This is a genomic window from Oceanococcus sp. HetDA_MAG_MS8, from assembly GCA_019192445.1.
Lineage (GTDB): Bacteria > Pseudomonadota > Gammaproteobacteria > Nevskiales > Oceanococcaceae > MS8.
Genome location: JAHCMK010000005.1, coordinates 119,887 through 146,411 on the forward strand (window position 1 = coordinate 119,887; position 26,525 = coordinate 146,411).

General features: G+C 58.7%; 26 protein-coding genes. 17 read left to right on the plus strand and 9 right to left on the minus strand.

Going from position 1 to position 26,525, the window contains the following annotated elements:
* The first annotated feature begins 532 nt into the window (after nt 1–532).
* The 3 genes from KI787_10305 (at nt 533) to KI787_10315 (ending at nt 2,865) form a co-directional block, all read left to right on the plus strand.
* Nucleotides 533–1,912 carry a GntP family permease gene (locus KI787_10305; GenBank protein MBV6630343.1) on the plus strand — a complete coding sequence of 460 codons (1,380 nt, stop codon included), beginning with the start codon at nt 533–535 and terminating at the stop codon, nt 1,910–1,912.
* A 300-nt stretch (nt 1,913–2,212) separates the two neighbouring features.
* Entirely contained in the window at nt 2,213–2,446 is a 234-nt protein-coding gene (locus tag KI787_10310; GenBank protein MBV6630344.1) for a DNA-binding protein, read from the plus strand.
* Nucleotides 2,443–2,865, plus strand: a complete 423-nt coding sequence (locus KI787_10315; protein MBV6630345.1) for a type II toxin-antitoxin system VapC family toxin — start codon at nt 2,443–2,445, stop codon at nt 2,863–2,865. The genes KI787_10310 and KI787_10315 overlap by 4 nt, the downstream gene beginning before the upstream one ends.
* Nucleotides 2,866–2,964: 99 nt before the next feature.
* Here KI787_10315 and KI787_10320 read toward each other — a convergent pair whose 3' ends face one another.
* From KI787_10320 to dksA, 4 genes are all read right to left on the minus strand, one after another.
* Nucleotides 2,965–3,177 carry a hypothetical protein gene (locus KI787_10320; protein ID MBV6630346.1) on the minus strand — a complete coding sequence of 71 codons (213 nt, stop codon included), beginning with the start codon at nt 3,175–3,177 and terminating at the stop codon, nt 2,965–2,967.
* 370 nt (nt 3,178–3,547) lie between these two features.
* The gene (gene phaR / locus KI787_10325; GenBank protein MBV6630347.1) at nt 3,548–4,111 is read right to left on the minus strand and encodes a polyhydroxyalkanoate synthesis repressor PhaR; all 564 of its coding nucleotides are present in this window, start codon (nt 4,109–4,111) and stop codon (nt 3,548–3,550) included.
* The gene (gluQRS, locus tag KI787_10330; protein ID MBV6630348.1) at nt 4,112–5,011 is read right to left on the minus strand and encodes a tRNA glutamyl-Q(34) synthetase GluQRS; all 900 of its coding nucleotides are present in this window, start codon (nt 5,009–5,011) and stop codon (nt 4,112–4,114) included.
* Nucleotides 5,012–5,058: 47 nt separating this feature from the next.
* A complete protein-coding gene (gene dksA, locus KI787_10335) occupies nt 5,059–5,493 on the minus strand; it encodes an RNA polymerase-binding protein DksA (GenBank protein MBV6630349.1) in 435 nt (144 codons plus the stop codon).
* A 53-nt stretch (nt 5,494–5,546) separates the two neighbouring features.
* Between dksA and KI787_10340 the strand changes: the two genes are divergently transcribed.
* Nucleotides 5,547–6,455, plus strand: a complete 909-nt coding sequence (locus KI787_10340; GenBank protein MBV6630350.1) for an HAD-IA family hydrolase — start codon at nt 5,547–5,549, stop codon at nt 6,453–6,455.
* Between the two features lie 71 nt (nt 6,456–6,526).
* Here the strand turns inward: KI787_10340 and queF are convergent, their stop codons facing one another.
* Nucleotides 6,527–6,916 (minus strand): preQ(1) synthase, encoded by a 390-nt coding sequence (gene queF / locus KI787_10345; GenBank protein MBV6630351.1) that lies wholly within the window; start codon nt 6,914–6,916, stop codon nt 6,527–6,529.
* 70 nt (nt 6,917–6,986) lie between these two features.
* Between queF and smc the strand changes: the two genes are divergently transcribed.
* The 6 genes from smc (at nt 6,987) to KI787_10375 (ending at nt 15,371) form a co-directional block, all read left to right on the plus strand.
* Complete coding sequence (gene smc / locus KI787_10350; protein ID MBV6630352.1) at nt 6,987–10,469, plus strand: chromosome segregation protein SMC; 3,483 nt, start codon at nt 6,987–6,989, stop codon at nt 10,467–10,469.
* 7 nt (nt 10,470–10,476) lie between these two features.
* Nucleotides 10,477–11,100 (plus strand): cell division protein ZipA C-terminal FtsZ-binding domain-containing protein, encoded by a 624-nt coding sequence (locus tag KI787_10355; protein MBV6630353.1) that lies wholly within the window; start codon nt 10,477–10,479, stop codon nt 11,098–11,100.
* A complete protein-coding gene (ligA, locus tag KI787_10360) occupies nt 11,093–13,138 on the plus strand; it encodes an NAD-dependent DNA ligase LigA (GenBank protein ID MBV6630354.1) in 2,046 nt (681 codons plus the stop codon). The genes KI787_10355 and ligA overlap by 8 nt, the downstream gene beginning before the upstream one ends.
* A gap of 139 nt (nt 13,139–13,277) precedes the next feature.
* Nucleotides 13,278–13,535, plus strand: a complete 258-nt coding sequence (locus KI787_10365; GenBank protein ID MBV6630355.1) for a type II toxin-antitoxin system Phd/YefM family antitoxin — start codon at nt 13,278–13,280, stop codon at nt 13,533–13,535.
* Nucleotides 13,523–13,831 (plus strand): type II toxin-antitoxin system RelE/ParE family toxin, encoded by a 309-nt coding sequence (locus KI787_10370; GenBank protein MBV6630356.1) that lies wholly within the window; start codon nt 13,523–13,525, stop codon nt 13,829–13,831. Before KI787_10365 ends, KI787_10370 begins: the two co-directional genes overlap by 13 nt.
* Nucleotides 13,832–14,012: 181 nt before the next feature.
* A complete protein-coding gene (locus KI787_10375; protein MBV6630357.1) occupies nt 14,013–15,371 on the plus strand; it encodes a hypothetical protein in 1,359 nt (452 codons plus the stop codon).
* 587 nt (nt 15,372–15,958) lie between these two features.
* On the opposite strand, the gene KI787_10380 is transcribed toward KI787_10375, so the two are convergent.
* From KI787_10380 to KI787_10390, 3 genes are all read right to left on the minus strand, one after another.
* Complete coding sequence (locus KI787_10380) at nt 15,959–16,447, minus strand: hypothetical protein (protein ID MBV6630358.1); 489 nt, start codon at nt 16,445–16,447, stop codon at nt 15,959–15,961.
* A gap of 75 nt (nt 16,448–16,522) precedes the next feature.
* Entirely contained in the window at nt 16,523–17,242 is a 720-nt protein-coding gene (locus tag KI787_10385) for a hypothetical protein (GenBank protein ID MBV6630359.1), read from the minus strand.
* A gap of 444 nt (nt 17,243–17,686) precedes the next feature.
* The gene (locus KI787_10390; protein MBV6630360.1) at nt 17,687–18,499 is read right to left on the minus strand and encodes a hypothetical protein; all 813 of its coding nucleotides are present in this window, start codon (nt 18,497–18,499) and stop codon (nt 17,687–17,689) included.
* Nucleotides 18,500–19,621: 1,122 nt separating this feature from the next.
* On the opposite strand from KI787_10390, the gene KI787_10395 reads away from it, so the two are divergent.
* On the plus strand, nt 19,622–20,008 hold the full coding sequence (locus tag KI787_10395) for a hypothetical protein (protein MBV6630361.1): 387 nt from the start codon (nt 19,622–19,624) through the stop codon (nt 20,006–20,008).
* Between the two features lie 186 nt (nt 20,009–20,194).
* Here KI787_10395 and KI787_10400 read toward each other — a convergent pair whose 3' ends face one another.
* Nucleotides 20,195–21,583: an amidohydrolase gene (locus tag KI787_10400; protein MBV6630362.1), complete on the minus strand. Its 1,389-nt coding sequence runs from the start codon at nt 21,581–21,583 to the stop codon at nt 20,195–20,197.
* 248 nt (nt 21,584–21,831) lie between these two features.
* On the opposite strand from KI787_10400, the gene KI787_10405 reads away from it, so the two are divergent.
* The 6 genes from KI787_10405 to KI787_10430 all read left to right on the plus strand — a co-directional run bounded on the left by KI787_10405 (nt 21,832) and on the right by KI787_10430 (nt 26,521).
* Nucleotides 21,832–22,443 (plus strand): LysE family translocator, encoded by a 612-nt coding sequence (locus KI787_10405; protein ID MBV6630363.1) that lies wholly within the window; start codon nt 21,832–21,834, stop codon nt 22,441–22,443.
* 127 nt (nt 22,444–22,570) lie between these two features.
* Nucleotides 22,571–23,242, plus strand: a complete 672-nt coding sequence (locus KI787_10410; GenBank protein ID MBV6630364.1) for a hypothetical protein — start codon at nt 22,571–22,573, stop codon at nt 23,240–23,242.
* Nucleotides 23,243–23,284: 42 nt separating this feature from the next.
* The gene (locus KI787_10415) at nt 23,285–24,025 is read left to right on the plus strand and encodes a hypothetical protein (protein MBV6630365.1); all 741 of its coding nucleotides are present in this window, start codon (nt 23,285–23,287) and stop codon (nt 24,023–24,025) included.
* Complete coding sequence (locus tag KI787_10420; protein MBV6630366.1) at nt 24,025–24,561, plus strand: hypothetical protein; 537 nt, start codon at nt 24,025–24,027, stop codon at nt 24,559–24,561. The genes KI787_10415 and KI787_10420 overlap by 1 nt, the downstream gene beginning before the upstream one ends.
* The gene (locus KI787_10425) at nt 24,554–25,708 is read left to right on the plus strand and encodes a hypothetical protein (protein ID MBV6630367.1); all 1,155 of its coding nucleotides are present in this window, start codon (nt 24,554–24,556) and stop codon (nt 25,706–25,708) included. Before KI787_10420 ends, KI787_10425 begins: the two co-directional genes overlap by 8 nt.
* 18 nt (nt 25,709–25,726) lie before the next feature.
* The gene (locus tag KI787_10430) at nt 25,727–26,521 is read left to right on the plus strand and encodes a MotA/TolQ/ExbB proton channel family protein (GenBank protein MBV6630368.1); all 795 of its coding nucleotides are present in this window, start codon (nt 25,727–25,729) and stop codon (nt 26,519–26,521) included.
* Nucleotides 26,522–26,525 lie beyond the last annotated feature (4 nt).

Consider the following 26,525-nt stretch of genomic DNA (forward strand, 5'->3'; position numbering starts at 1 on the left):
TAGAGTTCATCGTGTACACACCCCAAACCCCAAAAGGAATCGGCGATGAGCTTCGGTGGGAGCATGATGATCATCACAAGCCCATCTAGTGTCCTGTCTCCGAAGTTCGTTACATATCAGAGCCCCTCAAATCGTTCGATACAAGGCGCGCTCCGCCGGGAATGGTCATTCCCTTGCCAAGGAGCGCAACGCGGTAGCGGGCGATTTGAGGGGCTCCCTGCGGGCGAGCCAGAACGCGGCGTTCCGCGGTGTTGCGCTCGCTTGAAATGGAACAACCATTCCTGCGCGAGCGCGCCTAGCGGCACACCGCGTTCTGACTCGCTGATATGCAACGAACTTCGGAGACAGGACACTAGGTGACACAAAAATTTGAACACCCTGCGTCCCTGAGAACATGGGCCGACCTTAACCGCAAAGTATTCGTAGGGCCAGCGGAGCAACGACACGGTGTTTGGATGGTTGCGATAGGCTTTGCGTCGCAACGAATGGAGCCGCGATGCCACGGCTACCGTACTGTGCAGGGAGATACGGCATGATCGGAATCATCGGCATTGTGTTGTCGCTAGGTTTGTTGATGTACCTCGCCTACCGCGGCGTGTCGGTGATCATTCTGGCCCCCGTGCTGGCCTTGATGGCCTGTGTCTTCAATGGCGGTGTGCCTCTGCTGGCGACCTACACGCAGGTGTTCATGTCCGCGATGGGCGGTTTCGCCATCAAGTATTTTCCCATCTTCCTGCTGGGTGCGATCTTCGGGAAGTTGATGGAAGACACCGGCTGCGCGCGTGCGATAGCCAAGCTGTTCATTCGCCGGCTCGGTGCGCGAAATGGGATTGTCGCCATTGTCCTGGCCTGCGGGCTGCTCGAGTACGGCGGCGTGTCGGCTTTTGTCGTCGCCTTTTCGGTGTACCCCTTGGGCGCCGCGCTTTTCCGCGAGCTGGATATTCCAAAGCGCCTGCTCGGCGGAACCATCGCGCTCGGGGCCTTCACCTTTGCGATGACGGCGTTACCGGGAACTGCGCAGATTCACAACCTCATCCCGATGCCGTATTTCCAGACCACCGCCTTTGCCGCGCCACTGCTGGGTTTGGTTGGTGGTGCCTGCATGCTGGGTGGGGGCGTGCTGTGGCTAAACTGGCAGCGGCATCTCGCCGCCCAGCAGGGCGAGGGCTATGGCGAGGGGCATACGAACGAACCCACTGCGACCAGTGAGCAGCTGCCGCCCGTTGCGCTGGCAGTCTTGCCCATCGTGCTGGTGATCGCCGTTAACTTTGTGCTGGTCGAGTACGTGATCCCAACCTGGGATACGGCCTATCTGGCTGAGGCAACCTACGGTGGAACGGAGATCGGCAAGGTGCGCGGTCTGTGGGCGATGATTCTGTCTCTCGTCGTCGCCAACCTGGCCGTGATTCTGATCCACCTGCGATCGATCGATAGACTCACGGACACCTTGCGTATCGCCGCCAATGGCTCACTGCTGCCCACATTCAACACGGCATCGGAAGTGGGGTACGGGGCGACAATCGCGGGGCTCACTGCGTTTGCCCTGGTTAAGAATGCGGTGATCAACATCTCGCCGGGCAATCCACTGATCTCGGAGTGGGTTGCGATCAACACGCTCGCCGGGATCACCGGTTCAGCCTCCGGCGGCTTGTCCATCGCCCTCGCTGCGCTGGGGGAGACTTACAGCCAGTTGGCGCAAGAGGCTGGCATACCGCTGGAATTGATGCACCGCATCGCATCGATGGCCAGTGGCGGGTTCGACAGCCTTCCGCACAATGGCGCCGTGATCACGCTCTTGACGATCTGTGGTCTCTCGCACCGAGAGGCCTACAAGGACATCGCTGTCGTGTCCGTGCTGATTCCGGTGACGACGACGGGCTTGTGCGTCCTGGTGCTAAGCGCGATTTACTGAGGGCACGTTGGGGCTGGTCAAGCCGAATCTCACCGCTTCCGGTGTAGCCATCATCGCAGCCGTCTACACGGATTTACTTCTCTGCCCCTACGGATTCTGAGTACGGTGTGCTGAGCGGCACCTCCCGGCACGCGACTAAACAATGCCCGGGATGACTCTGGGGGGCAGGTCAGGGCAGCTCGGATCATTGAACGGGTTATGACTAGCAACGCTGGGATTGGGCGCGTAGCAGTCATTGCTTGATCGCTACACTGTAGGGGGCTAGACTTGTTGATATCAATGATATCGGTCGTGATGACGATGGCCCAACTTATTGTCAGAAACCTCGAAGACGAAGTCGTGAGAGCCCTCAAGATCAGCGCCGCCGAGCATGGGCGCTCCGCCGAGGAGGAGCATCGGGAGTTGCTTCGCTCGGTGCTTTTGCGAAGTCACAAGGATAAGAATGATTTCAAGTCCCTGTTGGCTGGTATCCCTAGTGGAGACGACGAAATCTTTGAGCGTCCACGAGATACAGGACGTGATGTTGCACTGTGAATTACCTGATCGACACCAACATTCTCAGTGAACTGCGCAAGCCACCAGGCCGTCGCAATCAAGGTGTTGAGCAATGGTTCGGGCAAGCCGACCCAGACTCGCTGTTCCTGAGCGTACTGGTGGTCGGCGAAATACGTAAAGGAATCGAAGCTAGAAGAGTGAGCGACCCGGTACAGGGTGTGGCCCTTGAAGCCTGGCTGAGTCGCATCATCGACGGATATTTCGATCGGATCCTTCCCATTGATTTGAATGCAGCACAACTATGGGGACGCGCTCAATGTATCCGTCCGTTCCCCGTTATCGACGGTCTCTTAGCAGCTACTGCGCAGGCACGCGGCATGGTGTTGGTAACACGAAACGTCAAAGATCTTGACGGCTGGCCGGTCCCGGATTTGCTGATGAACCCGTTTATCGAGTGACAGCTAAAGGCACTAACCAGCCTGTCGCGCTCAACGACCCTTTGCAAGTGCTCTGCTTGCTCAAGATCGGAGGCGTCATGATCATACTCAATGTTGCCGTTATGTCGGCGGGTTGGTGACAAAACTGCTGACATAGGGATTGCGCGCTGAAACTCCCGTCCTGGCGCCCTTCCAGGCGATGTCACCAGATGCCCTCCCGAGCGCTATTTCCAATTCTTCCTCTACGGGGCTCTGGCGAGCATAACCTGCAAGCAATTTTTCTCCGCGGTGAATGACACCGCAGCGTGAATCGTTGAGTTGCTGACGCTGCATTGCCCTGCCATGCCGTCAATGACCGGATGAGTGGTTTGCTACCGCCGATGGCATTTGCCTTGGTCGCGGCCTTTGGCAGCATGTTCGCGGGGCTGTGGTATCCCTTTGGTGTTCGCTGTAATCACCACGGTGGTGGGCTTCCTGTTGCTGCCCGAACCCCGCTGAGGTTCCATGCACAATTAAACCGGGCGGACAAGACAAGTTGGCTTGGTGACCCCACGTCCGGCTCGCACAATGGCGATGCCGGTGGGGGTCTGTAAGCCGGGCCAGAGTGCCAAAGCTCGGTGACAGCCGGATGACAATGGGCCCATGTCTTGAGTGGGCCTGGTTCGCGCTTGCGAGCAACACAGCAGCGCCAGCCTGCGTCAGCTTAGCCTGCGCGTGGCTTCTTGCTGGCGGGCGTTGTGTCCGCGTCTGCGTGGTCGTCCTTGCCCGCAGTATTGGCGTCGCGTTTGAGGCTAATGCTGGAGACAAACTCCTGGCGTACTTTACGCCACAGCGGGAGGTTGTCGTCTGCAAGTTCCTTGAGCGACTGCAAGGGGTTGCCGGCACTGCCGACTAACTTGCGAACTTGGTCTTTAAATTGCGCCTGTTGGTCGGAGAATAGCTCTAACGACAGCTCCAAATAATGGCTGACGCTATTTTGCATGGTGTCGCCGTAAAACCGAATGATATGCAGCAGCACGTCTTTGGAGAGGATGGGCGTGCCTTTTTCTTCCTGCTCCATAATCACTTGCAGCAAAATGCTACGGGTGATGTCTTCCTTGGTCCGCTTATCCTCCACCCGGAACTCGACATTGTTGATGACGAGGTCACGAATCTCTTCCAGGGTGATGTACCGGCTGATGACGGTGTCATACAGACGACGGTTGGGATACTTGTTGATCAGCCGGACCGAGGGCGAATTCCCGCGGCGACTCAGGACCTTAGCCATTCAGCTGCTGCACTGCACGAAAGGCGCTAGTGTGCCAGATGCCGCAGGAAAAGGTGTTTCTGGTTGCTCTAGGGCCCATTGCAGTTGCTCGCCCACAGGCGCTGTGGCGAGCTCTGCCGGGCAGGCGTAGCCGAAGGCTTGCCAAAGCGAGTGTAGCTTCGTGGGGGCATCGTGCGCGCGAATCCCTGTAGCACCCGTCGACTTGCTGAGCTTATTGCCGTCCGAGCCTAACAAGATGGGATGGTGGGCGTATTGTGGAACTGGGGCACCGAGCGCTTGAAGTAGCAGCATCTGGCGACCCGTCGATGGCAACAAATCACAGCCTCGCACGACATGAGTGATGCCCTGCTCAGCATCGTCGATGGTCACCGCAAACTGGTAGCTGTAGTCGCCCGTACGGCGGCGTAGCACGGGGTCGCCACATTGGGCGGCAACATTGACCTGCTGTGGCCCCTGCCAGCGGTCGGTCCAGCTTAGCTGAGCATCTTCGGGTAGGCGAAAGCGCAGTGCATGACCCTCCATAGGCAGCTGCTTATCGCGACAAATGCCGGGATAGCAGGTTTCGCCTGCGCGCCGAAAGAGGGCGAGGTCGCGCCGGGTACAGGCACAGGCATAGATCCGGCCTTGCTCCCACCACTGCCTGACTAGACTTCGGTAACGGTCGCTGCGGGTGGATTGAGCCGGGAGTTCGGCGTCCCACTCCAAACCAAAGTCACGAAGCTGCTGGCGAATGAGGTTCTGAAACTCTGGTTGACAGCGCTCAGTGTCGACGTCTTCGAAACGTAAGAGCCATTCCCCGCCCGCGCGCCGAGCATCCAACCAAGACACCAGAGCCGCAAAAAGCGAGCCCTGGTGCAGTGGACCAGAAGGAGACGGAGCAAAGCGACCGCGGTAGCGCATGGATTCCGGCGCGCAACATGCTTAGCGCCATAGGGGCGCGCGGCGGTTTAGCGGCCTAACTGACGCTCGCGAATTTCCTGCAGGCTCTTACAGTCCACGCAAAGATCGGCCGTGGGGCGTGCTTCCAGCCGACGAATGCCAATCTCGGAGCCGCAGGAGTCACAGAAGCCAAACTCGTCTTCATCTAGACGGCGCAGCGTTTTTTCAATTTTCCGAATTAACTTGCGCTCGCGGTCGCGGGTCCGCAGTTCCAAGCTAAATTCCGATTCTTGGGTTGCGCGGTCTGTGGGGTCTGGAAAGTTGGCCGCTTCGTCCTGCATGTGGTGCACGGTGCGATCCACTTCGGCCATCAAATTTGATTTCCACGCCTCAAGAATCTGCCGGAAATGCGCACGCTGTGCGGCGCTCATGTACTCCTCCCCCTCGGAGGGTTGATAGGGGGCAAAGGAGCCCAGTTCTGGGTTCGGCGTGCTGGTGCTCATGTGTGTTGCGGTCAGAGTCAGTAAATGGAAACCGCGCATTGGTAGCAAATGTAATGCCGAAGCGCAAGCTCGCACTGCACAAAAAAACCATTTCTGCGCGCCACGCAGAGCCGCGCTATGCTGCACGAACAGCGCTGCACGACTCTGGTGGAATGGATATTCGGCTTGAAGCCTTGTTGTTTGATGTCGACGGGACAATCGCCGATACCGAAGCGCTGGGTCACTTGCCCGCTTACAACCAGGCGTTTACCGAACTAGAGTTGCCCTGGACCTGGGACGCCGATCTCTACCGCGACGATCTTCTGTTGCAGCCTGGGGGGCAGGAGCGCATCCGTCACTTCGTGGCGGCACATAAGCCGCCTCTGGGGCAGCACGCCGATGCTGCGGAGCGCAATCTTGCGGCCTGGGTCAACCAGGTCCATGCGGCTAAGTCGCGCATTTTTCGGCAAAGGGTGGAATCGGGGTCGGTGCCGCTGCGCCATGGCATCGGTCGTATCATTCGAGAGGCGCGTCATGCGGGAGTCCGCGTAGCCTTGGTCACCAATGCGTCTAGGCGCAGCTTGGAGCCCTTATTGGCGCATACGCTGGGTCCGGACCTGCAGCAGCAGCTCAGCCTGATCGTGAGCGGCGAAGAAGTGAAGCGTAAGAAACCCGCGCCGGATATTTATCGCAAAGCCCTAGAGAAGCTGCATGTGCCGGCGCATAACGCGGTGGCTATCGAAGACTCTGCCATGGGTCTGACAGCCGCGGCGCGCGCCGGATTGGCGACCTTGATCACCATCAATGCAGATACCCGTGAGCAGGATTTCACGGCCGCAGCAGCGGTGTGTGATGGTTTGGGGGAGCCTGACCATTCTTGGCGTGTCGAAGGCTTGAACATGCAGGAGTTCGGCTATGCCGATCTCAAGGCGCTGCAAACCTTGCTGCGTCGATACCACAGTCAACGGCCGCATTCCGACTAGCCTTCGGCCATCGTTCCATGAACATCAAACGCACCGCAGAATTGACCTGCGGTGCGCTGGGAGGCTGATCTTTAATCGAGTGCGACCCGCGGCGGTGGGGTCCAGTCGGCGGCGCGGTGTTCGGCAATGACATCCGTGTAGATACCGCCGCGCACATAGAACTCGGCACGTAGGCGCAGGTAGCGGGGCTCTAGCTTGGCCACAAGGTCATCCGCGATCTTGTTGGTAATGGCCTCGTGGAAGGCGCCTACATCGCGATAGGACCACAGATATAGCTTCAAAGACTTCAACTCGATGCAGCGCTGGTCGGCGATGTAGTCCAGATACAGCGTGGCAAAGTCGGGCTGTCCGGTCTTCGGGCATACGCAAGTAAATTCGGGCATACGCATGCGAATGACGAAGTCGCGCTCGGGCTTGGGGTTAGGAAAGGTTTCCAGATCCTGATTGGGGCTTGTGGACATGGCCAAAAAATAAGCTGTCAGCGGGGGAGGCGGTAATTTACACTAGCCCGTTTTTGTCAGGGGGTTGGCTTTGCGTCTTTCGGCCATTCGGCTTGCCGGGTTCAAATCTTTCGTCGATAGAACGGAGCTGCGCCTGTCCAGCAACCTCACGTCGATTGTGGGGCCGAACGGCTGTGGTAAGTCCAACCTGATTGATGCCGTGCGCTGGGTGCTGGGCGAGTCCAGTGCGCGTCAGCTGCGCGGTAGCTCCCTCGAAGACGTCATCTTCTCCGGGTCGCGCACGCGTAAACCGGTGGGGCGGGCCTCCATTGAGCTGGTCTTCGACAACTCCGACAACACTCTGGTCGGTCAATGGGGGGCGTACACGGAGGTGGCGGTACGCCGGGAGCTCAGCCGGGATGGGCAGTCGGTGTTCTACATCAATGGCCAGAAATGCCGGCGGAAGGACGTGACCGAGCTGTTCTTGGGCACGGGGCTGGGGCCGCGAGCAAATTACGCCATCATTGAACAAGGCACTATCAGTCGCCTGGTTGAAGCGCAGCCTGATGATCTACGCGGAATGCTCGAAGAGGCGGCCGGCGTCTCCCGCTATAAGGAAAAGCGACGGGAAACCGAGATTCGTATCCGACATACCCGTGAAAACCTGGAGCGCTTGAATGACCTGGTGAGCGAGATCGATGACCGCTTGGCCAAGCTCAAGCGCCAAGTGCGGGCGGCCGAGCGTTACAAGGAGTATCGCAGTCAGCAGCGTGGGCTGCGGGCCGCGCTTTATGGCTTGCGCTGGCGGGAGCTAGAGCAAGCCCAGCAAGGCGGGGATAACACCATCGCCCAGGCAAATTCCGCTGCCGACGCCACTCGTCAAGACCTCACAGATGCCATGGTGGCGGTACAAAACACCGAGCAAGCTCAAACCGCTAAGCAAGCGGCCAAACAACAGGCGGACGAGGCTTTCTACACCAGCCAAGCCGAGCTGGCACGGATCGACCAAGAGCTAGCGCATCAGCAACAACTCCGTAGTGTCCGTGAAGATGAGTTGAAGCAACTCCGCAGCGATGCCCAGCGCCAGCAAAGCGCCTTGGAGCAGGCGCGAGAGGAGCACAAGCGTGCGGACGCTGCTCTCCAGGAGATGGACGCCGAGCTGCAGCAGCTCACCAGCGCCGAGGAAGGCGAAGACCAGCGTCAAAGTACGGCGGCAGAGGCCTTGTCGGCGGCGCAGCAGTCCCTGCTTGAGGCGCGCCGGGCCGCTGAGGAGCCGCGCGCTAACCGCGCACGGGAGCAGGCTAGGTTGGAACAGCTGCGCTCCCAGCAGCAGCAACTACAACGACGCTTGGCACAGCTGGAGCAGGAGCTGGATCAGCTGCGTCAGAACCCGCCGCAGGGAAATCTTGAGGCGTTGGCCGCAGAGCTGAGCAGACTTCAGCAACAACGGGGCGACGCGGAGCAGGCTCAGGACCGCGCAACCGCCCGACTGCAGTCGGCGCGGGAGCAGCGTCAAGCGGCCCAGCAAGCGCAGCAAGCCGCGCTCGCCAGCCGTAATCAGGCTCAGGCGCGCCGAGATGTGCTGCAGGCCGAGCAAGAGCGTAGCCTGCGCGCCGCAGACCGTAACGTGGAAAAGCAGCTACGAGATCAAGGTATGAGCTGGACGCAGGTTCTGGGTGAGGTGCTGCAGGTGCCAGCCGGCCGGGAAACCGCTGTAGAGGCCGTTCTACGGGAGTGGCTGCAGGCGCCTCTGGTGGAGCGTTTGCCGCAGGCCCAATTGCCTACGGCTTCTGCGGTTATTACTGCCAGCGTTGAAACCTTGCCAGATGCACCTGAGCAGTGCTTAGCCTATGGCGTTCACGCGCCTGCTGCTGTGTTGGCCATGCTGCAAGACGTGGCTTTTGTGCCCGACGTGAATCAGGTTGCCGAGGCTTTGCAGCGGTATCGAGCCTGCGCCTTACCCAACGGAGAAATGCGCTGGGCGGGCGCTGTGCGTGCGGCAAGTACAGATGACGAATCCGGTGGGGTCTTATTGCGGCAGAAGGCCTTGCAGGAAGCGCAATCACGGTGGGAGCAGGCGCAAGCCAGTGCGGAATCTGCCGAAGCCAGCCTGCGGCAAGCGCAAGAAGAACTGAGCGCGGCGGAGTCAGCTTGGTCTGCCACGGGGCAGCAGTTGAATCAGGTGCGTCATCAGCTCAACCAAGCGCAGGCGCAGATTGATCGCGCGCAGGCCGAGCACGACCGGCACGGCAAGCGCTTAGAAGATTGTCAGGCGGCATTGCAGGCCAGCCAAAAAGATCAGCAAACGCTAGACGTCGAATTAGAGCAAAGGCAGTCGGCATTGCGCGCTGCCGAAGCCGAGCTAGAGCAACGTGAGGTGGTTGCACAACAGGCAGACCAAAGCTGGCGTGAGGCGCAGCAGCAAGCTCAAGGTCTGCAACAGCAGTTGCAGGCTTTGCGGCAGAAGCTCAACGCCCTGCGTGGGCAGCGTGAACAGTGGCTGCGGCGCCGGGCTGCGGCAGAGTCACAAGTCAGTGCGCGCACGCAAAGTCTGGAGAACCTGCAAACCGCCATGACGCGGGCAGAGCAGGCTTTGCAGGAGTTGCCTCTGGAGCAAAGTCGTGGTCATCAGCGCGAAGAGGCGGCGGCGGTGCATGCCGCCAAGGTAGACGCGCGCAACCAGGCTCAACAAGCGCTGCAGCAGGCCCAGCAGCAGCACCAGCAAGCGCAGAAGGCCCTGGAGCAGGCGCGGGCGGCGAATGAAGCTGCCTTGCAGGCTTTACAAGAGGCGAAGCTGGAGAGGGAAGGGCTACGTAGCCGCTTGGAGGCTTTGCGCGAGCAGATGCAAGAGCATGGCTTGAGTCCGCGGACTGCTCAGGAAGCCGTAGACGAGGACCACAGCTTGCGCGGCGTGCAACAGGCGCTGGAAGAACTTGAGAACAAACTCACTCGCCTTGGTGCAGTGAACTTGGCTGCGGTGGAGGAGTTTGCGGAGGAGTCAGCTCGGGCGGAGGACCTGCGCAAACAAGATGCCGATCTGCGCGCTGCTTTGGAGCAGCTGGAATCAGCGATGGCGCAGATTGACCGAGAAACACGAGCCTTGTTCAAAAAGACCTATGACACCGTCAATGCCAAGTTTCAGGAGCGTTTTCCGCGCTTGTTCGGTGGCGGCGAGGCGGGATTGGAGCTTATGGGCGACGATGTGCTTAGTGCTGGCGTGAAGGTCATGGCCCGACCTCCAGGCAAGCGGAACGCCTCCATTGCCTTGCTCTCTGGCGGGGAAAAGGCGCTAACGGCAGTTGCGCTGGTTTTCGCGTTGTTCGAGCTCAACCCCGCGCCCTTCTGTATGCTCGACGAGGTGGATGCGCCGCTCGATGATGCCAACGTGGTTCGCTTCTGTGATGTTGTGCGCGAAATGAGCGAACACGTGCAATTCATCGTAGTCACGCATAATAAGGTGACAATGGAGATGGCTGACGCTTTGCACGGGGTAACCATGCAGGAGGCAGGCGTATCCCGCCTGGTGGGCGTGGACGTGAGTGCAGCTGTTGCAATGACTGAAGAACCGGCTTGAGGCAGTTATGAACGAATTGCAGATGGTACTGCTGGTCGTCGCGGTTTTAGCCGTGGGGGGGATCTACTGGCAGGTGCGACGCCGCAGTAACCAGCAGGCGGTGTGGAAGCATCCGCCTAAAGAAAAGCAGATCTCGTTATTTGATGATGATGGCTTAGTGGGCAAGCCCCGGAAAATGGGTGACCGCAGCGAGCCTACGCTGGACGACAGTGCGCCTGCGATGCCGGCAGGCATTCTCGCAATTAGTATTCACCAGCGCCAAGCACAGCCGCTGCCAGCGGGAGAGTTGCACCCGGCCCTGGAAATGGCGGGCCTGAGTTTTGGCGAGCACGGCTACTACCATAAGCGGGGCGTTGATGGCCGCAACCTATACAGCGTGGGCGCTATCACCAAACCCGGCACCTTGAACCCGGACGAGGCGGACAATCTCAGCACTCCAGGTTTGGTGTTTTACCTGGAGCTGGACCAGTTGGCCTCGAGTGCTCCAGCCGTGTTGGAAGATGCCTTGACCACGGCTGAAAGCCTGTGTGACCGCTTTGATGCCGAACTAGTTGATGCCCAGCGTCAGCCGCTGACCATTGAGGGTATGGAAGCGATGCGCGAGCAGGTGCGAGGGCGCGCCCTTGGCTGAATCGGGCGCCGCTCCGGCGGCGGCTCGTGATCGACATGCGCAGCTTGCGCAGGCCCTGCGCCGGCACGATCATCTTTACTACGTCGAAGATGCGCCCGAGCTGAGCGATGGCGCCTACGATGCGCTGCGACGTGAGCTGGAAGAGCTGGAAGCAGATTACCCTGAGCTACTCACTCCGGATTCTCCTTCGCAGCGCGTGGGCAGCCCGGTAGAAACTAGTTTTGCGGCGGTGAAGCATGCCCAAGCCATGCTCAGCTTGGCCAATGCTTTCAGTGCGGAAGAAGTCCAGGATTGGGAAGTCCGGCTACGTAAACGGCTGGAGCGCAGGCCCACATACATCTGTGAGCCCAAGCTGGATGGTTTGGCCATCTCGCTACGGTATGAGCATGGCCTGCTCGTGCAGGCCGCGACTCGCGGTGACGGGACGGCTGGGGAGGATGTAACACCCAATGTCCGTACCATTCGCTCGGTGCCACTGCGTTTACGCGGTGAAGGCTGGCCAGAATGGATGGAGGTGCGTGGCGAAGTTGTGATGACACACGCCGACTTTGCTGCGCTCAACCAGCGCGCTGAAAGCGAGGGCAGCAAACTCTTCGCCAATCCACGCAATGCCGCCGCCGGCTCTCTGCGCCAAATCGACGCCCGCGTGACCGCACGCCGGCCATTGCAGTTTTTTGCCTATGGCCTGGGCGGGCAGAGCGCAGCAGTAGCCCCTAGCCAAAGCGCGCTGTTTGAAGTTCTTGCGCAATGGGGCTTTAAGGTTGCCGCGCAGGTCCGCCCGGCGCAGGATCTGACGGCCTGCATGGACTATTACCAATGGCTGCAAGAGCAGCGGCCGAAGTTGCCCTTCGATATCGACGGGCAGGTCATCAAGGTCGATGACTTCGCCGCACGCGAAGAGGCTGGCCAGGTCGCCCGCGCACCGCGTTGGGCCATCGCTTGGAAATTTGCCGCCGAACAGGCCAGCACAACGGTTGAGTCCATCGATTGGCAGGTTGGCCGTACCGGCGCCCTCACGCCGGTGGCGCGGCTCCGTCCCATCAAAGTGGGCGGAGTTGTGGTCTCCAATGCCACCTTGCACAACATGGATGAAATTCGGCGCAAAGATGTGCGCATCGGTGACACCGTCATCGTGCAGCGTGCCGGTGATGTGATTCCCGAGGTGGTTCGTGTGCAGGCCGAGTTGCGGCCCGCGGAGGCCGTCGAAGTGACCGAGCCCCAGTCCTGCCCGGAATGCGGCACACCCGCACGGCGAGTCGGCGACGAAGCCGTCATTCGCTGCCCCAATGGCCTGAACTGCCGGGCGCAAAAAGTCCAAGGCCTGATGCATATGGTGTCGCGGCGGGCACTGGATGTGGAGGGACTGGGCGATAAGTTGGTGGCTACCCTGGTGGAAACCGGGCTGGTGGACATGCCGGCGGACCTGTTCCGGCTCAATGCCGAGCAGCTACTGGGCTTGGAGCGTATGGGCGCCAAATCGGCTGCTAATGTGATTCAGGCCCTGGAGCAGGCTAAGCAAACCACCTTCGCGCGCTTTTTGTATGCCTTGGGTATTCGGGAAGTAGGGGAAGTCACGGCCCAGTTGCTGGCCGCGCACTTTACCCGGCTGGAGGACTTGATGAATGCCAGCCAGCAGGAGCTGGAGTCCATCCGGGATATCGGCCCCATTGTGGCGGCGCATATTCGCCATTTCTTCGAGACCGAGGTGAACCGCGCCATGGTCATGGAGCTACTGGAAGCTGGCCTGCACTGGCCCGAGGATGCGGGCGGCAGCCAGGCCACTGAGGACAGCCCGGTGCGCGACAAAACCATTGTGCTTACTGGCACCCTGGAGCAGCTCACCCGCGACCAGGCCAAGGTTCATCTGCAGTCGTTGGGCGCCAAGGTTACCGGCTCAGTCTCGGCCAAGACCGACCTGTTGATCGCCGGGCCGGGCGCAGGCTCCAAGCTCGCCAAGGCGCAGGATCTAGGGATCGAGGTCTGGTCCGAGGCGGAGCTGTTGGCCTTGCTGGAGCGGTTTGAGATTCCTTTGGCGTAGGCGCCCTATTCAAGAGCAGGAGGGGAAGTACAGGTTTATCTTCTAGCCTATGTGGCCCAGAGGCTAGTTGCGCGCGTCCTCAACTAGGCGGTTGACCCGGTCCCTTGAATGCTAGTGAGTGACACTTTAGTATCACTATATGCGGACCGAACTCGTCACCACATTGAAGCGTAAAGCCAGCGATTTGCTGAGCGAATTAGCGCGCGACAAACAACCCATCATGATCACCCAACATGGGCTCCCATCGGCGTATCTCGTAGATATCGAGAGCTACGAGAAGCTTCAAGACAAGATTAGTGTACTGGAGGGAATCGCGCGAGGGGAGCGAGCCGTCGAAGATGGCCGCACGGTCTCCCATCAAGAGGCCAAGTCCAAAATGGCCCGATGGCTGAGGTAATCTGGACTGAACCCGCACTCGCGGATTTGGATGCAATTGCAGATTACATTGCGCTGGATAACCCTGAGGCTGCGAGGTCACTCGTGGAAAATGTGTTCGCACACGTCGATCAACTCGAGTCGCACCCGGATAGCGGATCGCTGCCCAGCGAACTTGGCGGCAAGCGTTACCGACAGGTGATTGAGCCACCCTGCCGCGTCATTTATCGGCATTCTAAAGTGGATGGGCGGGTCTTCATTTTGCACGTCATGCGCAGCGAGCAACGGCTGCGTCGCACTCAACTCTGCCGAAATTAAAGGCTGATCTTGAGTACGCAGTCGACCCTCGCTCTACACGACAACACCAGACTTATGTCGTCCTTGAACCTGATGTGCGGGCAGACGACGTTCATATAGCCGTCATGGAGTAAGTGCATAGTGAGAGGTTAGGCACCGTTACTCCCCCTTATTCACGGTGCAGAGAACCCTGAGAACTGCTATGAAACTCCCCAAGGTATTGCGCCTGCTGTGCTGCGCGGCGCCAATCGTGCTGTTGCCGGCATGTAATGATTCCACCGAGGTGACATCGGTGCCTGATCGATCCGATGCGCCCGCCGTCTGCAAGGCCGCCCTGGAATGGCCGCATCTGCTGGGCTCCATGCATGAGCACAGCGGGTTCTCGGATGGGGCTGTGGGTACTACGCCTGCTGATTATTTTGCCGCTGGCGCAGAGCTGGGGCTGGATTTCATGGGCAGCGCGGAGCACTCGGATAACGCCCGCCTGCCGATCACCGCCAACGGCGACTGCGCCTCGGCGGACTTGCCAGCCTGTGTTCAAGCGTCGCCGGATGGCGTGCTGAAATGGGAGCGCACCGCGGACATGGCCGCGCAAGCATCGACGCCAGACTTCACTGCCTTCCGCGGCTTCGAGTGGACCTCTGATCGCTTCGGTCACATCAATGTCTACTTCTCCAGCTTTGACTGGAACGCCAAGACCACCACCGGCTATCTGATCTCCATGGAGGACTTCTGGCTTTGGTTTGGGCTGCCTGCGGATCTGTTGGGAGGGAATGATGGCTTGGCGGTGTTCAACCATCCCGGCCGTGAAGACACCTTGCATGCGGCCTGTGAAGAACTGGGGCCACTGGCTGAGACCTGCGGAACGGTTTACAACGGCGATCCGGCCTACAACTGGAACGACTTCGAATACCGCGCCGAAGTAGCCCAGCGGGTGGTGGGCATCGAAATGTATGGCAAGTCCGGCGATTACTACGACGGCGACAACGGTGCCCCAGAGGGTGGTTGGTACGCGCATGCCCTGAGAAAGGGCTGGCACCTCGGCCCCATTGGCGCCGAAGACGAGCATGGCCAGTCTTGGGCGCGTCCGGAACGGGCCAAAACCATCATGATTGCCCCGGATCGCAGCCCCGATAGCCTCAAGCAGGCCATGTTGGCTCGCCGCTTCTATGCCCTGGCGCATGCCTATAACGATGTGCGTGTGGAGTTCTCGGCACGGCCGGCACTGGAGACGGAGCCGCGCTGGCCCATGGGCAGCCGCGTCAGCCTTCCGGCCGGTCGCCAAATGACCTTTTCGGTCAATGTCTCGGGTGTGGCTTCGCCACGCATTGAGCTTGTGGGCGCGGGGGGCATCGTTGCCGCCGCTGCGAATGGTGCCGAGCTAACCTACGCCCAGGCCCCTGACCAGCCTGAGGAGCAATGGTTATTTGCCCGCGTGATTGACACCGCCGACCAGGATGGTGATGAGCGCCTGGATGAAGTGGTGGCGGTCACCGCGCCGATCTGGTTTGCTCAGGGCGAGGACAAGGCCTCTTGCGACGGCAGCGCTTTCACGCGCTAACAACATGGTGGGAACGGCGTCCTCGTGCTGACCACGGCAGCCGAAAGAATGGGGAGTTTTACAGCCTTGCCGGAACGCCTGGACATCACGCGTTCGTACGCCCATTAATGATGACGATCCATACTCTGAATATTTGTTTCGTTCGCTGAAATATCGAGCGGACTATCCCGTTGGTGGGTATATTGATATTGCTGGTGTTCGCCAAATGGTCGAGGCTGTTATACGTGGGTACGACGAGCGGCGTCGGCACACAGCGTTGTGATTCGTTTCGTCGGCATAGCGCTATTCCGGAGGAGATGCGGCGATTCTCCAAAACCGGAAGGCCGTTTCAAAAAGTGGCGTCAGTAAAGACCTGGCCGCGGGAAGAGATCAACCCGAAACTGGACCCTCATCGGTGCCGTTCGGCTGAATGATCCCGCGTTCGATCAAACAAGAGTTTCATAATATGAAGCTGAATGACAATGTGGACAACTTTGTTTGCCAGTACCGGAAGCGGACCACGTGCATGTTCGCCGCCACCGACTCGCGGTTAGGGTCCAATCATGGGGGATACGAACTGACGTCCGGTGATGAGTTCAATCAGATAATTATGAGCTGGCAGAAATTTCGCTGCGATAAACCTTCTTGGCATTGACATCCACGATCTCCCAAGCTGTTAACTGGCAACCACTTGCCTTGGATAGCCTTGATGCGGAATCAACCCAACTCGTCAGCTGGCTCTGATTCATCTCGATCTGTCTTATAGAAGATGTCGCTTTAACAACCCAACCCCCAGATCCCTCGTCCATTGCTGCAGACGAGGTGAAAATTTCCGCCAGCTCATGTAGCAGTGATTGAGCATCGGATTGAAGCGGGCATGCCGACTGAAACATAAATACCCACAAAGCGTGCTCTGCTAAATTTTCAGCATCAATCTGGCGCCATACTTCGAGAGCATTCGCCAGAATTATTGCACTTTGAGGCGGCACAGCGATAGCGGCATCGCGATAGCGATAATTATCGCTCGAACGATGAGTGTTGGAGGTTAGTATCGGAAATGAGAAACCCCTTCCCGCGCAGCCTGCCAATATAGCCAAAAAATGACGCCGACAAACGTCCTAGCGATGTTACAAGTGCCAATGCTGTTGTTATTTGATGGCTCCATCTTCGGTCTAATTCCTTATCCAGGAGAACGCCTGCTTTCCCCTTCGATCTTGGTCCGACTGACCGCGCGGAATGTACCCACAAACCTCATTCATGCAAACTTCTTCGAAAGGCGAGTCGTCTAATTGAATTTCACGCAAGTTGACAGATTGATCCATGCCGTATGCTGCTACGAACCATCCCGCATCAGCGCCCCCTTGACTGATGTCGAATTGGTATTGGCCCGGCCCCGCTGGGAATTCGCGAACCCCACCAGATGCCAAAACGTCCATTCCCTCGGGGTGGCTAATGACGGTGGCGCTGTACTCGTTGAGCGAACCGAAGTACGCGCCTGAGTTGTCGCTGTTGAGGCTGAGACTGGCCGAGGCGGCGGTTGTAGAGAGGTCACCGCTTTGGAACCCAACGCCTTCTGCGTTCGTGATGTCGCGAAAATAAGCTTCATCTCCCCATGTGGCGCCCACAACATCGAATGGGTCTTCACAAGTCACAGACCCCATGCGCTCGGGTCCTGAGTGCTCAGTGAATCGGTTGGATATCTGTGTGATGACGACATCTCCGCCGGGTGACTCGCCCGTGTACACCTCAAGGGCCTCTGAATAGATCTCGCCCATCCTCTCGATCGATCGCAGCCCGAGCGCATCGAGGTACAGTACTTCCGCTTCGCCGCTGAATCTCGCTGAAGAAAATTCTGACGGCCATATGACCTCTGGGAACTCAATCCGATTCATCGCCTCTACCCACGATACATCCGAAGCGTTTGATCGGGTCATAAAAATAATGGTGCATAGACCCTGGGTTTCGGGGAAGCGAAACCTAATGCGAGTGGATAAGCTGGATGATCCCGCTACGCTCATACTCCAATGGAACTCCGTTATATTGACTAATGGCTCAAAGGAGCGCGTGTTTCTATGGTCGCTAATGCCAGGCTCATATAAAGTCCCTCCTTCCACTCCCCCGAAACATCCAGTCAGAGAAATGGAAGCAATGATGGATGTCAGCACCAATACACGAGTGCCGTTTTGACTGATATTCGTTGAATGGCCCATCTATCTACTCCTCGCGAACTGGAGTTCGTAGCGCGCACACTGCAGCATGTTGGTTATAAGAATTATAGAGGGGTGAGCATTTATGCCCACCCCTGAAAAAAATCTGCCGTAATGAGCATGAGTCACTCAGTTGCAATTACCGGAAATCATTACCGTCGGCGGAGTCCACTCTATGCCACCGTCCGCGCAAACACGATCTTTAATGAATTCGTGGAGCATTGTGTTTACGACCAAAGGAGCTCCGCGGGTAGCGGTAACCTTTGCAATTACTGTCGCTCCAAGCCACGCCAGAAGCATGGGTTTTCCTGTGGATGGACAGTCGTAGACAGTTGGGATTTCTTGAATTTGCGCATGGAGTGTAGCGGCACCTCCGAGGCCCATTATGCTGAAATCACCAGTTTCATACTCTCTATTGCAATAAGTTGTGGAGCCGGAGAGGAATGGCTCATTAAGAAATGGAGATGGTTCGCCATCTTCGTCGACCGGCGTCCAGAAAAAGGCGGTCTCCGTTTGCTGTTCTGCATAAACTGAAGAATGAGATTCCGATAGAGGCTGATAATACCCACCATTCCAACAGAATGAATTCCACTCGTAGCGGGAATTTCTAACATTAATCCCACTCACGATCTTGTTTATCAAGGGAGTCGCTTCATTCAGCTGGTGTGCAAAGACTGCTTCGTTGTCTATAACGTCGACAGTGAATCCACAGGAGACATTTCTTGTGTCGGCCGCCTCATCCGCTGCAGTAAGAGGGTCTGAAAACAAGTCAGAAAGTTCTAGCAAGGCTTCCAGCTCCACGAGTTCGACTCCGGCTGTGCCCACCGAAAATCCCGCCGGTCCAGAGACACCCGCTGCAACCCCAATTGGCAAGACTGTGGATGCGGGTATAGTGAAGCCAGCTGCATCAGTTGAGGTGGATCTTACAGTTCCCACCTCCACGAGAGCGCGTCATTCTTCATAGTCGATCGCGCGATATACGTGCAATCTTCTGTTGCTTGAGTCTCGAGCACTAGAAGTATCCGTGAGTAGAAAACGGCACGACTCACCTTTATCGAGTCCTTCGATTTCGACGATCTCACTTTCTATGAAGTCAATGTCTCTACTTCCCAAATACTGAAATCCGTCAGCGTCGGATTGAAAAGGTATCGTCAATGTCGCGCCAGCGGCCAGATATACGACCCACGTTAATATTTCACTTCTCATGTGTTCCCTCCGGTGTTGATTATGAACGAGGTCTCTTACACTGAGTCCTCGCAGCTTATGACGGGATCGTCCGGCCTGGGCCGATGATCCGCATCAATCTAAAGTGAATTTTTTTCGGTGCGCGCGGTCCGGATCGGCAGGGAAACGCGGTAGCGCCAGACTTTCCCGATCGAGGACGTGCGCCGGAACGATGTGGAAATCTGACAACACGGCGAGTGTTACGGCGAGTGTTATGGCGTTGGGTAATAGTCTCGGGCTCACTTGCAGAAACCGGCATACAACAGCTCGTGCCACGGGTTCAAAGCATCGTTTCTGATGGGACCCACGATCACGCTCGGCGCACAGCTGCCGTGCGCTGCCCCTCCGCATTGACGGAGGCCTTATCAATGAATACGGCCTGTGCAACGCACAGGCCGAGGCGCACTGACCTCTGTTGACATCCTTCCTCATTGTTCTCCAGCCTTGACCCGCAAGTTAGCCGCGTCGTCATGGCTTTTTCTTTTCTACGACAACCGTGCGCGGCTGTCAATCGCTATTGGCATGTGTGGGTCGCCGCTGACAGCCGGGGGGGGCGGTTGAGTAGGGGCCCAGCTTCTGACTTCCAGAGGAAAGTAATTAAAGGATCGTACGATCGCAGGTCCGATTCAGCGCGTGACGGAGTACAGCGTTCGTGTACGCATCAAGAATGATGGCTTAGGCACAGGATTGAATTGCGTCAATGACGAAGAGTCAACCCGGCTTCCTTAATCGCCAACCAAGGAGCGCTGCGTCTGCGCAGCGAGGGCGTTGTGACCAAAGTCATCGTCTACACGATCGGAGTGCCCAAGGCCTGCGCTTAGCAGATTTTCGAGTTGGCGCATGGCGTCATCCTGGTGGCGCCCGAAGATGAGCTTCAGCCCCTTCGGACGTAGAGCGGCATCGAATGCTTGGCCCATGGGCAGCCGCGTGAGCCTGCCGGCCGGTCGCCAAATGACCTTCTCAGTCAAGGTCTCGGGTGTGGCTTCGCCACGCATTGAGCTGGTGGGCGCAGGTGGCATTGTTGCTTCCGCCGTGGATGGCGCCGAGCTGACCTACGCCCAGGCACCTGACCAGCCTGAAGAGCAGTGGTTATTCGCCCGCGTGATTGACACCGCCGACCAGGATGGCGATGAGCGCCTGGACGAAGTTGTGGCGGTCACCACGCCGATCTGGTTTGCTCAGGGCGAGGACAAGGCTTCTTGCGACGGCAGTGCCTTCGCACCCTAAGGAGACGCTGGGTAAATCGCTGCGCTTGCAATCTGACCCGCCGGAGATGCGCGCACTCCCCACATATCGCCCATATGCTGCGGGCGCTGTGCTCCGGTGGCGGGCCACTTTGCCTGGCTCGCGGATGTCTTCAGCGCCTCCATGACAGGGTGGTGGTAAAAGCCGTCTTGGTCTCCTAGCGCCCCGTTAATCCTCTTTAAGCAGCGCCAAGGCAGCGGCAGTCATGGCGCGTACGCCTGTGTCGATGGTCTTTGCGGCATCTGGGGCGAAGCTGGGTGAGTGCAGAGATGGCAGGCTTTGACCACCCTTCTGGGCTTGGGCGTAGCGCTGCGGTTCCACGGCGCCCACCCAGAAAATCAGGCTGGGGATCTTGTCGCTGGTCCGGCCGTATTGAGAGAAGTCCTCGCCGCCCATCACGGCGGTGATGGTTTGCACCTGGTCCTTGCCGATTTCGCGGCCGATGGCGGCCATGGCGCGGCGGGTGAGGTCGGGATCGTTGTAGGTGGCCGGGGTGTAGTCGGTTTCCACGGCGACGGTGGGGGCGGGTGCTCCGAAGGCCGCTGCCTGACCCTTGGCAATGCGGCGGATGCCATCGAGTAACAGCTTGCGGGTGTCATCCGCGTAGGAGCGCACCGTGAGCAGCAGTTGGGCCTGCTCCGGAATGATGTTGTGCTTGGCGCCGGCCGTTATCGAGCCCACCGTGACCACCGCGGGAGTTTGCGGGTCCACATTGCGGGCCACCAGGCTTTGCAGACTGGTGACGATATGGGCCGCAATCAGCACCGGATCCACCGTGGTGTGCGGGTAGGCCCCATGCCCACCCACCCCACGCACGGTGATGTCTACGCTGTCCACATTGGCCAGCGCCCAGCCGGAGGAATAGGACACCGTCCCTGCCGGCGTGGCGGCGGATACATGCAGGGCCAGGTTGTAATCGGGCCGGGGAAAACGCGCGTACAGCCCATCTTCCAGCATGGCTTGTGCGCCCAGGCCGATCTCTTCGGCAGGTTGGGCGATCAATACCAAAGTGCCGGACCAATCCCTGCGTTTGGCCACCAATTCGCGGGCGGTACCCACCCAGCTGGTCATGTGCACATCATGCCCGCAGGCATGCATCACCGGGCTGTCGACCCCGGTCCAGGTCTGACCTTCGACGGTGCTGGCGTAACTCACGCCCGTGTTCTCGGGCACGGGTAGTCCGTCCATGTCGGTGCGGATCAAGACGGTAGGTCCGGGGCCATTGCGCAACACGCCGACCACGCCATAGCCGCCCACACCCGGCCTTAGCTCACCGACGGCACTATGGGCTTTGTCGCGCACCCAGGCATCTCCCAACCCCGTGCTCACAGAGAATCCGAGTTCCTGGAGTTCATGGGCGAGGTAACGGCTGGTTTGAACTTCCTTGAAGGAGAGCTCCGGATGGGCATGGAGGCCGCGATACACTCGCATAAGGTCATCACCAGCCTGTGGCATGGCAGGGCCGGCCGCATTGCTGGTGGCCGCCGCCATGATGCCCAACAAAAGCATCAGCTTGGCGAAGGGCCTTGCTGGGGTGCGAAGAATAAGACCGAGCATGGGCACTCACCCAAATAGAACCCCCCTCAGCATAGGTGGCTGGACGCGAGCTGCAAAGCCTCGAGGCTATACTCCTCCGCCAACACGGGCAGGGCTGAGCGCCACGTCTATGGAGCTATGATTGGGCCAGTGCTTGGCTTGAACCCCTTTCCCTGCTTTGTGCTGTGCTGGGCGATTGAAGCAAGCAGCTATAGCCGACGCCCTCACCGGTCTTTTCATCCTTCCCGTCTGTCCAAGTGATTGCTGATATGGACGCTACTCAGGTGCTCGCCTTTGCCTTGAGCTTCTTTGTGATTGCCTTGAGCCCTGGGCTCTGTATGACCTTGGCGCTGTCGCTAGGTATCCGAATCGGGCTGCGCCGCAGCTTGTGGATGATGCTGGGGGAGCTCATTGGGATTACCCTGGTCGGTGCTGCCGCTCTGGCCGGCGTTGGTACTTTGCTCATGCAGTCGCCCGCTGTGTTTTCCGTCGCAAAGCTGCTGGGCGCTGCCTTCCTGTTGTGGTCGGCATGGGGCGCTTGGAATTCCCCTGCGCCCATTTCCCTGGACAGCCCTGAGCTTGTCGTCGGGGTTTCCCAACTGTTTTCCCAGGGCTTTGTGACCGCCGCATTGAATCCCAAAGCCTGGGTATTTTTTGCGGCGTTGCTGCCGCCATTCATCAACCCACAGCAACCGCTGTTACCGCAGGCCTGCGTCCTGCTGGGCCTGATGGTGGTCATCGAGTTTTGCTGTCTGCTGATCTACGCCCAGGGCGGCCGGGTGCTGCGCGACTCCTTGGTTCAGCGTGGATTGGGACAATGGCTTAACCGTACCAGCGCAGTCTTGATGGCGGGCGTCGCCATGTGGTTGATACTGAGTTGAGCGCTGCTGTGCGCGAGTGACCGAGGGAACTCTGTTGCTTGGATACCCGGTGGTTGCACCCTGATGCTCGGTTGTTGTCCAAACTGGATGGACGACTTCCAGCCTCGGTAATATCGAGCGTAGTAGCATGAGGACACCCAAGGCGGCGATGAGCATCTACATACCTCCAACGAACCAAAAACCTTCTGAGGAGTCGCAGGATCATGGCAACTCTTCCAAAGCACCAGCAGCGTCCACGGCTTCGGCCGCAACTGGGTCCGAGTTTCCTCCGCCTCGCGGGAGAGGGAAGCTGGTGCTGGGCTTATTGCTGGTGATTGTTTGTTTAGCGAGTGCAGGCGCTGGCTATGCTCTGTGGGACAGTGGCGTTTTCCGGTCCCAGCCAAGCTTAGAAGGGCATGAATTTTCAGAAATCTTCCGAACCATCTCCAATGCTGCTGAGCTGCGCGCCACGGTGACTCGCAAACTGGAGCTCGATCGGGCGTATCTACAAGAGGCCCAAGAGCGTAACGAGGAACAAATGGCCTTGACATTTCAGATGAGTGTTAAACAGTCCATCGAGGATTACCGCAACGCTGGCAGCAATTGGGCCAGTGCCCTGGTGACATTGCATCCGTTTTACTTGCGCCAGCCAGAGCAAGTCCAGGCTTACTTTGCTACGGCCAAAGCTGAGCTCAGCGCCACGCAAAAAACTGCCAAAGAAGCCATCGATACCTCATTGCGTTTGCTGGAATCGGTGCCAGCAAACGGCTCCGCTCAGGATTACTTCAGTGCGCAGCTAATCGCTGAGCCGCAGATCTGAAACACTGAGACCCAACCAGAGCCGCAACTCAGGAGAAACGCCATGCCCTATGCTCAGCTCCGATATACGCCAGCTCTGATCTTGGCGATTCTGTTTGCCTCCTGCGCTACCCAATCCACAAGTAGTACCGAAGCCTTATTTGCTGCCGCAGGGGCTCCCATTGCTACACCCAAAAGCTCGAACAGTGCCGGCATATTTGCTCTGGGCGGCGCCGCGGGATGCGCTATTGCGGCTGCGCTGGTGGGGGGCAGTAAATCTGCGGTCGGCACTTCAGCCGCAGTGTGCGGAGCCGCGGGTGCCGTGGTTGGTGGTCTCTCTGACCAGGGCCGGAATCAATACAACGCTCAAAAAGTGGAATACCAGCGGCGCTTCAACGCTGCGGAAGACGAGATTTACCAAGCCGACCTGCAGGCGCGGCAGGCTGAAGAGGCTATCGCACAAACTCGACGTGAGCTAGAGCAACTCAACCGGCGAACCCGCTCGGACCAGGCCTATGTGGCGCAAGCCGAAGAACTACGCAATACCCTGAATACACAGCGTTTGGCCTTGAGAGAGCAACGCCTGAATCTGCAAACCCGCAAACGCTTGGTCGATGAAGAGTTAGCGGCCGTGCAGGATTTGTTGAATGCCACCCCGAATGACCAGCAGTTACTGCAAGCCAAAGCGACCTTAGAAGCACAGCGCAACAAGTTGCTCGCCTCCATACAGCGTCTCAATGGCGTGGAGCAAAGCATTCAGGAAGAAGTTGCCAGCGCCGACCAAACCATCAACCGGAGGCGCTGATGCGGGTTGCACTACTCAGCGTGGTTTTGCCAATCATTCTGCTCGGTTGCGCTACCGATTGTGGGAAGAGCACCGCAGGGTGGAGTGCGGCTTGCGGGGTCAAGCATGCCATGGGCTCCAATACGCAGACTCAAGCCTATCTTGACGAGCAGCGGCAGCGTGCTGAAGAGCGCGAAGCGCAGGTGGCGGCCGCGCAAACACGCAGCCAAGAGCTGCAAGTGCAGCTACGAAGGGCACAGACCGAACTTGCGGCGGTTGAGCGGTCCACGTCCCCGCTGCGCCAGAAAGCCGCAGCATTACGTCAGGAAATGGGGAAGAAGACAGCGGAAATCGAGTTGATTCAGCAAGACATTCAGTCTCTGCAAAGCCAAATACAAGCACTAGAGGCTAAGAAAGATAAGGCCGATGCCGACTGGGCGCGGCGCCAAGCCCTCCTGGATGAGTTGGCCAGGCAGCAACAAACTATCAACGAACTGGACCGCTACATTGAGCAGCAGCTCCTGGATCGCGCAGCGGAAATTCTTCGCAATGCTTAGGCACTGGGCCTGCGCTGGGTTGCTTCTTGCGCCGCTGTGGGTTTTGGCCGCGCCTGTGGTCTTCGACGATGGAACCTACAAGGCTTTGCTGGAATCCGAGGCCTGCCAAGCCCCAGTGACCGTACGGGTCGAAGCGACATCACCAGACGATTTTGGCTATCTGAATCAGCGCTTCCAGGATGCCATTTCGCAAATTGCCACCAAGGCATGGCTACGCTGCCCCCAGGCCCGTGAGCTACACATACAAGCCATGATGTCTCCGGCGACACAGCCGGTGATGGAGTTCCCGGTGCGGGTGGCTGAGCAGTGGAGGATTACTCCGCCACAAACGACGGACCCAACCCGGGTCGCTGAACCCGCTGCGACTCCGGAAGCTGCGCCGTCGATGGAGCCCACCACAGCCATTGAGCCAGGAGCGGCTCAGCGCCCCAGTCCGCCAGCGGATGTTAAGGAATGGTCCGGCCGCGACCAGCCTGTGGAGGATGCCACTCTGGCGCGCGCGGTGGGCAAGCCTGAGCACATGGTTCAGGCGCTGTCGCCGGAAGAAAAACTAGCGCTCATGGAGCTTCTGGCCGCGCAAGCAGGTTCGCAGGCTGCTTGGCAGAAACTCGTCGCGCAGGCCCAGTCGGGGTCAAGGACCGCCAAGCTAGCTTTGGCGAATGTGCTGCTTAGAACCAAAGATCATGCGCCCATGAACACCCCCGAGTTTCTCCAACAGGTGGTGCAGATGCCCGAGGGCGTGGCTGAGCAAGGTTCCCTAGCCGCCGCACGCTACCTTTTGGAAGACCTCACTCAGGCGAGTGACGGGGCCCAGCTAGCTATGCTGCCAGAGATCGATGTAGACCAAAGCCACGATGTACTGCAGGTGGCGTTTGCCGAACTGGAGCAGACTCAGACGCCTGACAATCCTTCCGGAGCCGACGAGTCCCCGTCTGCCGACGCGGCAACGGCTGCCGCTAAAACAGATTCTCAGACGCCAGATGCAGGCGCCATAGCTGCTGATAGTGCCAGTGCGCCGCAACCCCCAACGTTGCCCCAGAACCTGCCCCGGGGTGGTATTCCGCCGCTACCGCCAGGCCGACCCTATGATCCCGACGTAGGCCCGGATAATCCCAGCGCGGGCAGCGCCACGACGGTCATTGACTAGCGCAACCGAGACACCTGAATGAATGCACTCAATAGCTGGCTACGCTGGTTGAGCGTTTTGCTCCTGGCCACCGTCGCCATTGGGACCAGCTTTGCCGTGAGCTGGACGAATCCCGGTTTGTCCAATGTGGTGGAGTACACCATGTATGGGGTGATCCTGGGCCTGGCTGCCACTCTGATCGGCCGACAGTATGGGGTGATGCGGATGCTGCAAAACGAAGCCGACCGGGCCGGCGATGTGGTTCGCGAACTTGCCCCCGCCATCGATCGTGACCGCGAAAGCACTGGTGATGGTAAGCCTTCGCAACATACCCGTGAGGCCATTCAAAGGCTGGCTCACAAGATCCCCAACCTGCAAGAGTCCACACCACGTGGCAGTCGCCGGTACTACTTTGAGCGCCACATCGCTGCGCTGGAATCGATGAGCCAGAGTGGCCACGAACCCTCGCAAGCTGTGCTCATTGAAATTCTCCATGAGCGCTTATCAGCGGACAATAAGGCGGTGGAACTCTTTGCCAGTGTGCTCATCACCTTGGGGCTCATAGGGACCATTTTGGGGCTGATGTTGATGATGAACAGTCTCACCGATGTGATGATGGCGAGTGGAGGCGGTGATGGTCTGTTACGCGCCCTGGCGGGGGACGAGGGGCCGCTGGCCGGGTTGGGAGTGGCCTTTATGACCACGCTGATGGGCTCTGTGCTGGGCGGTGTTGTTCTGCGAGTGCTAACGGGGATTGTCGAGCGTTCCATATCGGAGTTCGTGGCGCTGGTGGCCGAACTCAGCGAAGTTCACATTATTGGCCGCTTGAAGTAAGCCT